Here is a 13,414-nt window from a genome sequence, read left to right as displayed (position 1 = left end):
GGAACGACGTTGTGCCGGCGCCCCCAGCCTAGGGGGTGCCGTTCGGATCTGTTCGAGCCCGGATCCGAACGGCATCCCTGGTCACGACGGCGTGGTCCCGGCCCCGGTGGTTCCAGGGGCGTCGCGGGTGGGGCGGGGTTCAGCTGCCGGTGGCGGACTTCCAGTCCTCGACGTACGAGGTCAGGTTCTTGTCGATGTCCGCCCAGTCGGGCTCGAAGACCCCGACGCCGTCCATGAGCTTGGCCAGGGCGATGGCGTCGGCGTCGGTGGCGGTGATCTCGTCCCCGAGGGCGGGCGGCCGCTGCAGTTCCCGCAGGTCCGCCTTGACCCGGTGGCCTCCCACGTCGACGGACAGCCGATGCGTGGCCCCCGCCACCGCACCTCGGCGGCCGACCCGGTCAGGGCGTTGGGCCCGGCACCGAGACCGACGAGGTGCGGCCGTACGCACAGCGTCGCGGTCGCGCCCCGGGCGGCGCCCCCGGTCGGCACCTTCAGCTCGGTCCCGGCGAAGACGACCCCGTCCGCCCCCACCGTCACCGGCAGCAGGTTCGCGTTGCCGACGAAGGACGCCGTGAACTCGGTCCGCGGGCCCCGGTACAACTGCCGGGGCGTGCCGACGTCCCTGAGCCGGGCCTGTCCATGACCGCGATCCGGTCGGCCAGCGTGAGTGCCTCGATCTGGTCGTGGGTGACGTACAGGTCCACGAGGGGATCGTCGCAGACGGCGTCGGGGCCCCGCGGTACGGGTGTCAGCGGTGCCGGCCCGGGCGCTCCCGGCGGAAGACCACGAAGAGGGCGGCCCCGGCGGCCGACAGCAGCAGGCCCGCCGCCACCCCGACGGCGTTCGGCGCGCCCGGTCCCGTACTGGCCAGCACGTCCGCGGACGGGTTCGCGTTCTCGTCCGTGCCGGTGGCGTCGCGGCTCGCGCCCCCGGTGGCGGTCCCGTCCCCGGCACTCGCGGTGGCCCCGACGCCGGGGTCGGCCCCGGCGCTCTCGCCGTCACCGACGCCCTGCTCCGGATCCCGCCCTTCCCCCTGCTGCTCCTCTCCCGGCGACTCCTCGCCCCGCTCCTCGTCCTCCTGCGGGTCCTCGCCCTGGTCCTCGACGCGGAAGCGGTAGTCGTTCGACTCCCCCACCCAGTCGCCGTCGTCGTCCTGCCGCTGCACGACGGCCGCGTTGGCGACGACCTCGTTCGGCACGGGCGCGTCCGACGTCAGCGACAGCCGCACCTTCACGGTGAGGGTCCGGCCCGCGCCCACGGTGAACCCCGGGAACCCGTCGTCGAACGCACCCACGTTCTCGGCCTCGTCGCTCTTGTCGAACGTCACCGCGTGCGACTTCTCTCCCTCGTAGAACTCCAGCCGCGCCTGCTCCGGCCGCAACGCCCGCTTCTCGTCCACGAGCACGACGATCGGGTGGATGCCGCCGCAGGCGTGCGCGGTGGTGTTGGTGAGGTCGATGTACCAGGTCGAGAAGCCGCCGCCGACGTCGTACACGGCCGGACCACCGTGGATACGGGTCTTGATGGGGAAGTCCCGGGTGTCGGGCGCGGCGCAGGCGGGACGGGGCTCCGAGGCGGTGAGCGCCGGGGCCGGGGTCGACGCGAAGGCCGCCGGGGCGAGACTCCCCAGAGCGGCGGGGGCGGCGGCGGTCAGGGTGAACGGAAGCAGGGAACGCAGTCGCATGAGGGGCCTTTGCCGATCGGGGGCGGCTGGGAGCGGGATCGAAGGCGGCAGGGGTACCGGGCAACGGCCTCCCCGACCGTTCCATGCGGCTCCGCCCGTGGCACCCCACCACGCCGGACAAGTCGCACAAATAGCCCGAACGGCGGCCCCTTTCGAGTGCCGGGGGCCATCCGGCCGCCGGGCGCCGGCTCCCGTTGACAGAGGCCTTTCTCCACCGGGGAACGCAGCACCCGTCCGACGCCGGCGCCGGCTCGCCGAGTCCTTTCGGCACCAGGGGACGCTCAGTCCGTACGGCGTCGGCCTGCACTCCGAAGTCCTTCCGGCCTGGGGGCGGGAGGCGGGAGGCGGGAGGCGGGAGGCGGGTTTGGAGCCGGTGCCCGGTGTGCCGGGTGCGCCGGGTGCGCCGGGTGCGCTGGGTGTGCCGCGTGCGCTGGGTGTGCCGGGTGTGCGCCGGACAGGTTTCGCCCCCCGCCACCCCTGCCCGTCCCTTGTTTCCGGGGGCTCCGCCCGCAGACCCCCGGATCGGCCTGGACGGCCTCGTCCTCAAGCGCCGGACGGGCCGGTGGGTCCCCGGCGCTGCCACCCCTGCCCGTCCAGGTACGGCAGAGCGAGCCCCGCCCCTACCCCTCCCCCCGTCCGAACAGCGGAGCCAGCAGCAGCTGGGCCGCCCCCTCGGCGACGCCCCGCGCCCCGCCCGGAGCCACCCGCACGGGCACTCCCGCGGCAACCCCTTCACGCAGGGCCCGCTCCTCCAGCACCGCCCCGACCCCGCGCACGAAGACGTCCTCCGCCGCCGCGACGGTCCGTCCGCCCAGCAGCACGAGATCGATGTCCAGCAGCCCCACCAGGTTCGCGGCCCCCGCTCCGAGCACCCGGGCCGCCTCCTCCGGCGCTCCCCGCCTGACCGCGTCCAGGCACAGCACCTCGATGCACCCCCGGTTTCCGCACCCGCACAACGGTCCGTCCAGCTGGATGACCTGGTGCCCGAACTCGCCCGCCCCGGTGCGGGCCCCGCGATGCACGGCCCCGCCGATCACGAGCCCGGCCCCCAGACCCGTACCGAGATGCAGATAGGCGAAGGACCCGCCGCCCGAGCCCGCCGGAGCGGCGAAGCCGGCGGACCCGGCGGGCTCGCCCCCCGCCACCGCGACCCCCAGGGCGGCGGCGTTGGTGTCCTTGTCCACCACGACCGGCAGGCCCAGCCGTCCCGCCAGCGCGTCCCGCAGCGGGAACCCGTCCCACTGCGGGAACCCGGTGACGCGGTGCAGCACCCCGCGCGTGTGGTCGAGCGGTCCGGGCAGGGCGACGCCCACGCCCAGCACGGACACGCCGGCGAGCAGGGCCTCGACCTCCCCTGCCGCGCCCTCGACGACCGCGTCGCCCCCGGCGCCCAGGTCCAGCGGGGCCCTGCGCTCCGCCACCACCGCTCCGGTGAGGTCGCACAGCACCGCCGTCAGCTCGTCCCGGTCGAGATGGAGTCCGACGGCGTGACCGGCCTCGGGGACGAGCCGCAGCACCGTGCGCGGCTTGCCGCCGGTGGAGGCCCGGCGGCCCGCCTCCGCCGCGAGCCCCTCGGCCCGCAGCCGGGCGGTGATCTTGCTGACGGCCTGCGGGGTCAGCCCCGTCCGCTCGGCGAGTTCGAGCCGGCTGATCCCGGCGGGCCCGGCGGCACGCAGCAGGTCGAGCACGAGGGCGGCGTTGTGGCTGCGCAACGCCAGCAGGTTCGCCCCGGCGGGCCCTGCCATGCCCACGGCCCCGCCCGCACCCGCACCCGCACCCGCACCCGAGGAGCCGCCCGAGCCGACCGCCTCGCCGACCCCGCCCGGCCCCGCAGCCCCGTGCGCACCGCCCGCCGACCCGGCGGCGCCCGCCCGTGTGCGGCCCCCGGCCGCCGTCGGCGCCGGTGCCTGTCCCGCCTCTCCCGCGTTCGTCCTGTTCACATCGGCCATTGTCCCCCGCGCTTGCACTTTGGCAACAGCGTTGCGAAAGTGGGAGGCATGACTCGTACTCCCCTCCGTGTGGGCCTCGTCGGCTACGGCCTCGCGGGCTCCGTCTTCCACGCCCCGCTGATCGCCGCGACCGAAGGGCTCGCCCTCGACACGGTCGTCACGTCGAACCCGGAGCGGCAGGAGCAGGCCCGCGCCGAGTTCGGCGACGGCCTCCGGATCGCCGCCACGCCGGACGAGCTGTGGGCGCGCGCCGACGAGCTGGACCTGATCGTCATCGCCTCGCCGAACAAGACCCACGTGCCGATCGCGACGGCCGCGCTGAAGGCCGGTCTGCCCGTGGTCGTCGACAAGCCCATCGCCGGTACGGCCGCCGAGGCCCGCGAGCTGGCGGCCCTGGCCGACGAGCGCGGACTGCTCCTCTCCGTCTTCCAGAACCGCCGCTGGGACAACGACTTCCTGACCCTGCGCAAGCTGCTGGCCGAGGGGGAACTGGGCGACGTCTGGCGCTTCGAGTCCCGCTTCGAGCGCTGGCGCCCGCAGCCCAAGGGCGGCTGGCGCGAGTCCGGCGACCCGGCAGAGATCGGAGGTCTTCTCTACGACCTCGGCAGCCATGTCGTCGACCAGGCGCTCGTCCTCTTCGGCCCCGCGACCTCGGTGTACGCCGAGTCGGACGTCCGCCGCGACGGCGCCGCGGCCGACGACGACACCTTCATCGCGATCACGCACGCGAACGGCGTCCGCTCCCACCTCTACGTCTCCGCGACGACCGCCCAGCTCGGCCCGCGTTTCCGCGTCCTGGGCTCGCAGGCCGGCTACGTGAAGTACGGCCTCGACCCGCAGGAGGCGGACCTGCGCGAGGGCAGGCGGCCCGCGGCGGGCAGGGAATGGGGTGTCGAGCCCGAGGCCCTGTGGGGCCGCGTCGGTTCCGGGGAGTCCCCGCTGAGCGGCGGCGGGCGCCCCGAGCCCACGGTCCCGGGCGCCTACCCGGCGTACTACGCGGCTGTCGCCGCCGCCCTCCGCGACGGCGGCCCCAACCCGGTCACCGCGTACGAGGCGGCCGCCGCGCTCGACGTCCTGGAGGCGGCCCGCCGGTCCGCCCGCGAGTCCGTGGTGGTGTCCCTGTGAACGCGCCGGAGATCGCCGAGCTGGAGGAGCAGGAGCGCCGTCTGACGCTGCCGCACTTCACGTACGACGACGCGTGGGCCCTGGGCACGCTCCTCGTGGAGCTCGCGCGCGAGCGCCGTGCGCCCGTCGCCGTCGACATCCGCCGCGGCGGGCAGCAGCTCTTCCACGCGGCGCTGCCGGGCTCGACCCCGGACAACGACGCCTGGATCGACCGCAAGCGCCGGGTCGTCGAGCGCTACGGCTGCTCGTCGCTCCTGGTCGGCTCGCGTTTCCGCGCCAAGGGCACGACGTTCGAGGAGTCCTCGCGCCTGGACCCCGACACGTACGCGGCGCACGGCGGCGCGTTCCCGATCATCGTCGAGGGCGCGGGAGTCATCGGCACGGTGGTGGTGTCGGGCCTGCCGCAGGTCGAGGACCACGCCATGGTCGTGGAGGCCCTGGAAAAGCTCAGGACCCCCTGAACAACCCCACCCGGCCCCGCCGACAGGCGGGGCCGGAAGCGCCCCGCAGGAAACGCCGGACCGGGGAGCGCCCCGCCAGGGGCGCGGGGAACGGCGCGCCCAGCCACACTCGACCCGCACGGGCCCTCGCCCGAAAAACCCCACCCCAGAGCCCCCGGCACCCCGGCCCCCGGCCCCGCCCTCAGAAACCGCAGCCCGAGCGGAGCGCCTACGCGTTCTTGAGGGCCTGCCGCTGCCGCCCCAGCCCCTCGATCTCCAGCTCGACGACGTCACCGGCCCGCAGGTACGGCTTCGGTTCGGGCTGCCCGAGGGCCACGCCCGCGGGCGTACCGGTGTTGATGACGTCACCGGGGTAGAGCGTCATGAACCGGCTGACGTAGCGGACGACTTCGGCGACGGGGAAGATCTGCTCGGCCGTCGTGCCGTCCTGCTTGAGTTCGCCGTTGACCCAAAGCTTCAGCGACAGGTTCTGCGGGTCCGGGACCTCGTCGGCGGTCACCAGCCACGGCCCCAGCGGGTTGAACGTCTCGCAGTTCTTGCCCTTGTCCCAGGTGCCGCCGCGCTCGATCTGGAACTCGCGCTCGGAGACGTCGTGCGCGACCGCGTAGCCCGCGACGTGCGCGAGCGCCTCCTCGTCGGTCTCCAGGTAGCGGGCCGTACGGCCGATGACGACCGCCAGCTCCACCTCCCAGTCGGTCTTCACCGATCCGCGCGGCACGAGCACCGTGTCGTTCGGGCCGACGACGGTGTCCGCCGCCTTGAAGAAGACGACCGGCTCGGCGGGCGGCTCGGCGCCGGTCTCGCGGGCGTGGTCGTGGTAGTTCAGCCCGATGCACACGACCTTGCCGATGCGGGCGAGCGGCGGCCCGACGCGCAGCCCGGCCGCGTCCAGCGCGGGCAGTTCCCCGGCCGCGGCGGCGGCCCGGATCCGGCCGAGCGCCGCGTCGTCGGAGAGCAGCGCCCCGTCGATGTCGGGGACGATGCCCGACAGATCCCGGAGGGTCCCCTCGCCGTCGAGCAGCGCGGGCCGCTCCGATCCCGCCGTACCGACTCGCAGCAGCTTCATGATCACAATCTCCCTCGATCGCGGGCTGTCGACCGACGGGTGCAGCCATCGGAGGACTGGTCGATCCTCCAAGTTCGGCGTCCAGTCCGCAATACCCCGTTCACGGACTGGACCGTAACCCCGGCGGCCGGGCTCAGGTGAGGACCGCCGCCGCGGGTGCCGCGCCCGGCATGTCGCGGTACAGCACCGCCCGCTCGACCGCGCTCCACGTCGTGCTGGTGACCACGTACAGCGCGGCGGCCAGCGGCACCACGGCCACGGTGAAGAGCGTGAAGAACGACAGGAACGGCATGAACCGGTTGACCGAGGCGAGTCCCGGCAGCTGCTCGTCGCCGGCCGCCGGGGCGGCCGCCGCCATCGTCCGCCTCGTGCGCCGGTAGTTGAAGGTGGCGACGGCCGCGACGACCGCGAACAGGCCGAGGTACACGAGTCCCGGGGCGCCGATGAGCCCGCCGTCGCCCAGGGCGTCCGCCCACCGGCCGCCGAGCGGCGCGGCCAGCAGCCGGTGACCGAGCAGGGCGTTGGCGTCGCCGCCGATCGTCGAGCTGGAGAACAGGTGGTAGAGGAGGAAGAAGGCCGGCATCTGGAGCAGGCTGGGCAGGCATCCGGAGAGCGGCGACACCTTCTCCTGCGCGTGCAGCTCCAGCACCGCCTTCTGGAGCGTCTCACGGTCCTTCCCGTGCTTCTTGCGCAGTTCCGCGATGCGCGGCTGGAGTTCGGCGCGCGCCCGCTGCCCGCGCGCCGCCGCCCGGGACAGGGGGTGCACGAGGAGTCGTACGAGCGCGGTGAACAGGATGATCGCCGCGGCGGCCGCCGAGTCGTGGAACAGCGGGCGGAGCAGGTCGGCGAGCTGCTCGACCAGGTCGGCGAAGGCGGACATGAACGTGGACATGGGTGAGCCCTCCGGGGGTCTCGTCGTGCCGGAATCGGACACCTCGACGGCGTCGGGGGCGACGTGTGTCGGGGTTGCGGCATGACGGGCCCGCGCGGGGTGCACGGAGCGCCGGTCGGCGTGACCGGTGACGTGATGGCGCGGTGCGTCCCTACGCGGCCGTCAGGAGGGCACGGCCGGGTGCGCGCGGGCGGGTGCGCCCGGCGGCGTCGGGATCGCGTTGGGGCAGGAACGCCGTACGGTGCTCACGGTCGCGGATGGCCGTCCGGACCCGTGTGCGGGGGACGGCGGGCGCGCAGCGCGAGCCGGTGAGGGCGCAGACGGCGAGTGCGGAGCCGGCCGCCGCGGTCGCGGTGAACGCGACGGCCACGGCGGCGGAGAGGCTGCCCGTGTCGAGCAGCGCGACCTCCAGGAGAAGCACCAGCAGCACGGCGACGGGACGCGCGTTCGCCCAGCTCCGTGTCATGGACCGCTTCCCCTCTCCGCTCGTGCGCGTACGCATGCCTGTGGCCGTGCGGATACGCGAGCCTGGGCTCGTACCCGCGTGCGTACACGTGCCTGGGCTCATACCCGCGTGCGTACACGTGCCTGGGCTCGTATCCGTGTGGGTACACGTGCCTGTGCTCGTACCCGTGCGGGTACACGTGCCCGTGCTCGTGCCCGTGGTGCGGCGGGCCCGCGTCGGCCGTCCCGCACCACGGCTTCCCGCCGTGTCTGACGTTCCTGCCGTTATACAGGATCCGTCTCGATCGGCCGCAGCAGCCTTCTCGGCCTGAGCAGGGCCCGGCTGACCGGATCCGCCGGGTCCGGATCGAGTCCGGGTCCCGGCACCATTTCGACGTCCGGGACGGGCACGACGGTTCCGCAGGCGGAGCATTCGCCGTACGGACCGAGCTCAGTGCCGCAGTCCGCGTGACGGAACGTCCGCAGTCGGGTCTCGGTGAAGTGCTCACGGCCCCACAGTCCGAGTGCGCGCAGCGTGGGCCACAGCGCGATGCCGCGGTCGGTGAGGACGTACTCGTCGCGCGGCGGCGACTGCTGGTAGCGGCGCTTCTCGAGGATCCCCTCGGCGGTGAGCGTCTGGAGGCGGGCGGCCAGGACGGCGCGCGGGATGCCGAGGTGCACGAGGAAGTCGTTGTAGCGCCGCACGCCGTAGAGCGCGTCGCGGATGACGAGGAGCGTCCAGCGCTCGCCCACGACTTCGAGTGCGCGGGCGATCGAGCACTCCTGCGTCGCGTAGTCCTTGCCCAGAGCCATGCCCCCACTGTAGCCACTTTCCGACATCTTGGTTCAGTGAACGAACCTAGGGTGCTACGGTCGGAACATCCGAAGGTTCAATGAACGAACTCACGCTCCGAAGGGGCAGGCCATGACCCGGCTCGACCGGACCGACACCTCCACCGACGCGACCGCCGAGGCCACCCGGGCCGCCGGGACCGGCGGGTCCACCGTGGCCGCCCGGGCCGCCATCGCCGTCGACACCACCCGGGCCTCGGACTCCACGAGATCAAGGGAGGCCCCCGCACCCCCGCCGCCGGGCACCACCCCGCGCGCCGCCCCGACCCTCGCCGTCACCAGCGCCGCCACCGCGGTGGCCCTGATGACGTACACGGCGCCGATGGTCACGCTGCCCGACACCGCCGCCGCGCTGCACACCTCGGTCTCCGCCCAGGCCTGGCTGCTGAACGGCACCCCACTCGGCCTGGCCGCGCTGCTCCTGGTGGCCGGCAGCCTCGCGGACGACTACGGGCGCCGCCGGATCTTCCTGTCCGGCACGGTCGCCCTCGGCATCACCACGGCGCTGGGCGCGCTCGCGAACTCGACCTGGCTGTTCACGCTGACCCGCATCGCGCAGGGCGCGGCGAGCGCGGCGGTCCTCGCGAGCGGCCTGGGCCTGATCGTCCACGCCTTCCCCACCCCGCGCGGCCGGCTGCACGCGACCGGTGTGTGGGGCGCGTTCGTCAGCGGCGGCATCGCCGTCGGTCCGCTGCTCGCGGGCGGCATCGCCTCGACGCTGAGCTGGCGGGTGGCCTACGCGGTACTGGGGGCGGCGGCACTGGTCGTCGCCCTGCTGGGAACCCGCGCCCTCACCGAGTCCCGCGCGCCCCGGGGCGGCCGACCCGACCTGGCCGGAGCCCTGACGTTCGGCCTCGCCCTGGTGGCCCTCGTCGCCGCGCTCACGATGGGCCGCGACGGCTGGCTGCGCGCACCGGTGGGCCTGCTGCTCGCCGCCTTCGTCGTCCTGACGGCGGCCTTCGTGGCCGTCGAACGCCGCACCGCCACTCCCATGATCGACCTCGGCCTGCTGCGGCACCGCCGCTTCCTCGCCTCGTCCGCGGGCGGAATGTTCACGGGCCTCGCGGTGATCGGCCTGTTCAGCTTCCTGCCGGCACTGCTCCAGCGGACGCTCGGCCTGTCCGCGATGGACACGGCCTGGCTGTTCCTGCTCTGGTCCGGACTGTCCTTCGCCGTCGCCCTCCAGGCGCGGCGCCTCGCGGGCCGGGTCTCCCCGCGCCACCAGCTCGTCCTGGGCTTCGCCCTGCACGCGGCCGGTGTCCTGACCATGCTCGGCGCGGTCGACGCCGGTTCGTGGACCCGGCTGCTGCCCGGCTTCGTCGTCTCCGGCGTGGGCAGCGGTCTGCTCAACGCCTCCCTGCCGCTGCTCGCGGTGGAGTCCGTACCGGCCGCGCGCGCCGCGATGGGCTCGGGAGCCCAGCAGACGTTCCGCTACATCGGGTCCTGCGCCGGGGTCGCCCTCACCATCGCCCTGGTGACCTCCACCGGCGGGCCGGGACACGGCGCGGACATCGCGATCGGCGTCTCCGCGGGGCTGTCCCTGCTGGCGGCGGCCGGCGTGCTGGTGCTGCGGGAACGGACCTGACCGAGCACGCCCGGGGGACCGCGGTCCCCCGTAGGGTGCCGGTCATGGCGACTTCGGCAGCGGAGGGCGACGCCTCCGCCCAGTACCGGCTCGGCAGCGACCTCATGGACCAGGGGCGTCACGAGGAGGCGAAGCGGTATCTCGTGCCCCTCGCCGAAGCCGGCCACCTCGAAGCGGTACGCCGACTGGCCTGGACGGCCAGCGGACTCGCCCACACCGACCCCGCTCACGAGGCGGAGGCCGAGCACTGGCTGCGCCGTGAGGCGGAAGTGCGCCGGGACCCCGACTGGCTGGTGACCATGGCCCAGGAGATGCGCCGGTGGGCGTCGGGCCGGGTCGCCGAGGCCGAGGAGCTGGTGGCCGGGATGGCGCGGGCGGGCAGCGCGCGGGCCGCGGGCCAACTGGGCTACTGGAGACGGCTGGACGGCGACCTGACGGCGGCCGTGGAGTGGTACCGCCTCGCCGTCACGCTCGGGCACCGCTTCGCCTGGCGCGACCTCGGCTCCTGCCTGGCGGCGCTGGGCCGGTACGCCGAGGCGGAGGAGCTGTACCGCCCGCAGGCGGAGGGGGGCGACGTGGTGGCGCAGCACGAACTCGCGGTGCTGTTGCACGCGCAGGGCAAGGGCCCGGCGGTGTCCCCGCCGGGGCCGCCCCGCCTCTAGCCGACGGCTCCCCGGGCACAGCCCGGCCGGCCGGACCTCTCGTGCGGCCCTGCCCCGGACCTCTCGTCACGACCCTGCCGCGGACTTCCCCGAGAGCCTCAACGGGGCCGCATGGAGCGCAGTACGCCCCACACCGCCAACCGGTACCTGGACGTGTACTCGGGGGTGCAGGTGGTGAGGGTGATGTAGTAGCCGGGCTCGCTGTACCCGTACGACGGCCGGACGGTGCTGCGCGGCACGCTGCGGATGACCCCGCCGTCGCTCGGCGAGGTCTGCGGCAGGGTCCGGTCGACGACGTACGTGTACAGCGCGGTCCTGGTCTCGACGGTGATCGTGTCGCCGCGCCGCAGCCGGTTGATGTACCGGAACGGCTCACCGTGCGTGTTGCGGTGCCCGGCGAGCGCGAAGTTGCCTGCCTGGCCCGGCTGTTGGGTGCCCTTGTAGTGGCCGACGTATCCCTTGTCGAGCACGCCCGGCTTGCTGACGCCCTCGGCGACGGGGACACGCAGGGAGAGGCGGGGGACGGTGAGCACGGCGTACGCCTGCGACCAGCGGGGGTGCTGCCCGGAGCCGCCGGCGGTGGCGGTCCGCCGGCCGCCGGCCGGGGAAGCGCCCTCGGCCGGGTCCGGGCCGCCGGCGGAGTCGCCGTCGCCCGCCGCGCCGCCACCGGGGTCGCCGGCCGGTGCGGAGGCGTCCGCCCGGGGTTCGCCCCATTCCCGTTCCAGCGCCTGCACCTTGCGCTCGGCGTCGTGCCGGGCCTGTCGGTTCGTCCACCACAGCTGGTGGACGACGAGGAGCAGCAGCACGAGGCCGACGGTGACGAGGAGTTCGCCGCCGGTCCACAGGGCCCGGCGGAGCAGTGCGCGCCGTCTGCGGGTGCCGTGGTGCACGACGCCGGGACCCCGGCCGCGCACGCCCCCTGGGTGAGCCCGCATGCGTACGCCTCCTTCACCGCCCGGCGGGCAGCCGGGCCCGCACGGTAGGCGATCCCCCCGCAAGTCTCCAGACCCGCGCCTCCCGGCCCCCGGACTCCTCTTCGTACACCGGTTTTAGAAAGGGCTGTCGCAACTCTCGACAACCCCACGCGCCACACCCGATCCTTCCTGTGGCAGCAGCGCGACGGCCAGTGCCGGCGGACGGCCGGCAGCCGAGTCGACACGCCGACCCCGTGAGAACGGCCGGGAGTCGGCCGGACGGAGAAGCCATGATCCGACGCAGAACACTGCTGGCCGCCGCGGGCGGCACCGCCCTCGCCGGCACCCTGGCGACGGGCACCGCCCGCGCGGACGCGACGATCACCGTGAACCCCGCCACCACGTACGGGACTTGGGAGGGCTGGGGCACCTCGCTGGCCTGGTGGGCCAACGTCTTCGGCGCCCGGGACGACTTCGCCGACATCTTCTTCACCACCAAGTCGACGACGTACAGCGGCACTTCACTGCCGGGCCTCGGCCTGAACATCGCCCGCTACAACCTGGGCGCGTGCAGCTGGAACAGCGTGAACGGCGAGAGCATGGTCGCCTCCTCCGGCATCCCCGCCTTCAAGCAGATCGAGGGCTACTGGCAGGACTGGAACGACGAGGATCCCGCCTCCTCGGCCTGGAAGTGGACGGCCGACGCCGCGCAGCGCGCCGCCCTCGTCAAGGCGACCGCGCGCGGCGCGATCAGCGAGCTGTTCGCCAACTCCCCCATGTGGTGGATGTGTCTGAACCACAACCCGTCCGGAGCGTCCGGCGGCGGCAACAACCTCCAGTCCTGGAACTACCGCCAGCACGCCTCCCACCTGGCCGCGGTCGCCCTCCGCGCCAGGAACGACTGGGGTGTGGACTTCGCGACGGTCGAGGCCTTCAACGAACCGTCCTCCAACTGGTGGACGGCCACCGGCACCCAGGAGGGCTGCCACATGGATTCCTCCGTCCAGGCCGCCGTCCTGCCCCACCTGAGGAGCGAGCTGGACAAGCGGGGCCTGACCGGCACGCGGATCGCCGCGTCCGACGAGACCGGCTACGACCTGGCCCGTACGACGTGGAACTCCTTCGACTCGACGACGAAGGCACTGGTCGACCGCGTCAACGTGCACGGCTACCAGGGGGCCGGCGGGCGCCGCGACCTCCTCTACACGGACGCCGTGACGACCGCGCGCAAGAGCCTGTGGAACTCCGAGTACGGGGACGCGGACGGCAGCGGCGCCACCCTCGCGAGCAACCTCCTGCTGGACTTCCGCTGGCTGCACCCGACCGCCTGGGTCTACTGGCAGGTCATGGACCCGTCCGCGGGCTGGGCGATGATCGCGTACGACGCCGGGACCCTCACCCCCGGCACGGTCCAGACGAAGCACTACGTCATGGCGCAGTTCAGCCGCCACATCCGGCCCGGCATGACGATCCTCGACACGGGGGCGGACCACGCGGTGGCGGCCCTGGACCGGAGCGCCCGGCGTCTGGTGATCGTCGCGCTCAACAAGGCGTCCTCCGCCCAGACCCTCACCTTCGACCTCTCCCGCTTCGGCACGGTGACCGGCTCCACCGGCGGCCTGGTGCGCCGCTGGAACACCCTCACCGGAGGCGGCGGCGACCGCTACACCGCCCACACGGACACGTACCTGACCGGGAAGACGGTCGCCGTGCCGTTCGCGGCGGGAGCGGTGCAGACGTTGGAGGTGGACGGGGTGGCGGTCTGAGGGGGCGGGGTCGG

The 13,414-nt window shown here is 74.1% G+C and carries 12 protein-coding genes and 1 pseudogene; 5 read left to right on the top strand and 8 right to left on the bottom strand.

Annotated elements, in window-relative coordinates; genetic code table 11:
- Nucleotides 1-139: 139 nt before the first annotated feature.
- The 3 genes and pseudogenes from ABEB03_RS03640 to ABEB03_RS03630 form a co-directional block, all read right to left on the bottom strand.
- Nucleotides 140-698 (bottom strand): annotated as a pseudogene (locus ABEB03_RS03640) (ATP-binding cassette domain-containing protein); the annotation flags it as partial.
- A gap of 50 nt (nucleotides 699-748) precedes the next feature.
- On the bottom strand, nucleotides 749-1,684 hold the full coding sequence (locus tag ABEB03_RS03635) for an LPXTG cell wall anchor domain-containing protein (RefSeq protein ID WP_345641017.1): 936 nt from the start codon (nucleotides 1,682-1,684) through the stop codon (nucleotides 749-751).
- A gap of 620 nt (nucleotides 1,685-2,304) precedes the next feature.
- Nucleotides 2,305-3,429, bottom strand: a complete 1,125-nt coding sequence (locus ABEB03_RS03630) for an ROK family transcriptional regulator (RefSeq protein WP_345644018.1) — start codon at nucleotides 3,427-3,429, stop codon at nucleotides 2,305-2,307.
- Between the two features lie 252 nt (nucleotides 3,430-3,681).
- Between ABEB03_RS03630 and ABEB03_RS03625 the strand changes: the two genes are divergently transcribed.
- Entirely contained in the window at nucleotides 3,682-4,758 is a 1,077-nt protein-coding gene (locus tag ABEB03_RS03625) for a Gfo/Idh/MocA family oxidoreductase (RefSeq protein ID WP_345641015.1), read from the top strand.
- A complete protein-coding gene (locus ABEB03_RS03620) occupies nucleotides 4,755-5,219 on the top strand; it encodes a heme-degrading domain-containing protein (protein WP_345641014.1) in 465 nt (154 codons plus the stop codon). Before ABEB03_RS03625 ends, ABEB03_RS03620 begins: the two co-directional genes overlap by 4 nt.
- A gap of 208 nt (nucleotides 5,220-5,427) precedes the next feature.
- Here the strand turns inward: ABEB03_RS03620 and ABEB03_RS03615 are convergent, their stop codons facing one another.
- The 4 genes from ABEB03_RS03615 to ABEB03_RS03600 form a co-directional block, all read right to left on the bottom strand.
- Nucleotides 5,428-6,285, bottom strand: a complete 858-nt coding sequence (locus ABEB03_RS03615; protein WP_345641012.1) for a fumarylacetoacetate hydrolase family protein — start codon at nucleotides 6,283-6,285, stop codon at nucleotides 5,428-5,430.
- A gap of 133 nt (nucleotides 6,286-6,418) precedes the next feature.
- A complete protein-coding gene (locus tag ABEB03_RS03610; RefSeq protein ID WP_345644015.1) occupies nucleotides 6,419-7,165 on the bottom strand; it encodes a YidC/Oxa1 family membrane protein insertase in 747 nt (248 codons plus the stop codon).
- Between the two features lie 163 nt (nucleotides 7,166-7,328).
- Nucleotides 7,329-7,643 (bottom strand): DUF6412 domain-containing protein, encoded by a 315-nt coding sequence (locus ABEB03_RS03605; protein ID WP_345641010.1) that lies wholly within the window; start codon nucleotides 7,641-7,643, stop codon nucleotides 7,329-7,331.
- 263 nt (nucleotides 7,644-7,906) lie between these two features.
- Nucleotides 7,907-8,434, bottom strand: coding sequence for a winged helix-turn-helix transcriptional regulator (locus tag ABEB03_RS03600; RefSeq protein ID WP_345641007.1), 528 nt, complete (start codon nucleotides 8,432-8,434; stop codon nucleotides 7,907-7,909).
- 112 nt (nucleotides 8,435-8,546) lie between these two features.
- Between ABEB03_RS03600 and ABEB03_RS03595 the strand changes: the two genes are divergently transcribed.
- Both ABEB03_RS03595 and ABEB03_RS03590 read left to right on the top strand, forming a co-directional pair.
- Complete coding sequence (locus tag ABEB03_RS03595) at nucleotides 8,547-10,058, top strand: MFS transporter (RefSeq protein ID WP_345641005.1); 1,512 nt, start codon at nucleotides 8,547-8,549, stop codon at nucleotides 10,056-10,058.
- Nucleotides 10,059-10,102: 44 nt separating this feature from the next.
- A complete protein-coding gene (locus ABEB03_RS03590; protein ID WP_345641003.1) occupies nucleotides 10,103-10,720 on the top strand; it encodes a tetratricopeptide repeat protein in 618 nt (205 codons plus the stop codon).
- 98 nt (nucleotides 10,721-10,818) lie between these two features.
- Here the strand turns inward: ABEB03_RS03590 and ABEB03_RS03585 are convergent, their stop codons facing one another.
- Nucleotides 10,819-11,655 (bottom strand): class E sortase, encoded by an 837-nt coding sequence (locus ABEB03_RS03585; protein ID WP_345641001.1) that lies wholly within the window; start codon nucleotides 11,653-11,655, stop codon nucleotides 10,819-10,821.
- A 269-nt stretch (nucleotides 11,656-11,924) separates the two neighbouring features.
- Here ABEB03_RS03585 and ABEB03_RS03580 point away from each other — a divergent pair, with 269 nt between their 5' ends.
- A complete protein-coding gene (locus ABEB03_RS03580) occupies nucleotides 11,925-13,400 on the top strand; it encodes a glycoside hydrolase (protein WP_345640999.1) in 1,476 nt (491 codons plus the stop codon).
- The last annotated feature ends 14 nt before the right edge of the window (nucleotides 13,401-13,414 follow it).

Origin of the sequence: Streptomyces siamensis (assembly GCF_039543605.1) — a bacterium.
In the GTDB taxonomy this organism is placed as follows: domain Bacteria; phylum Actinomycetota; class Actinomycetes; order Streptomycetales; family Streptomycetaceae; genus Streptomyces; species Streptomyces siamensis.
This window is presented reverse-complemented; position numbering and strand designations above follow the sequence as displayed.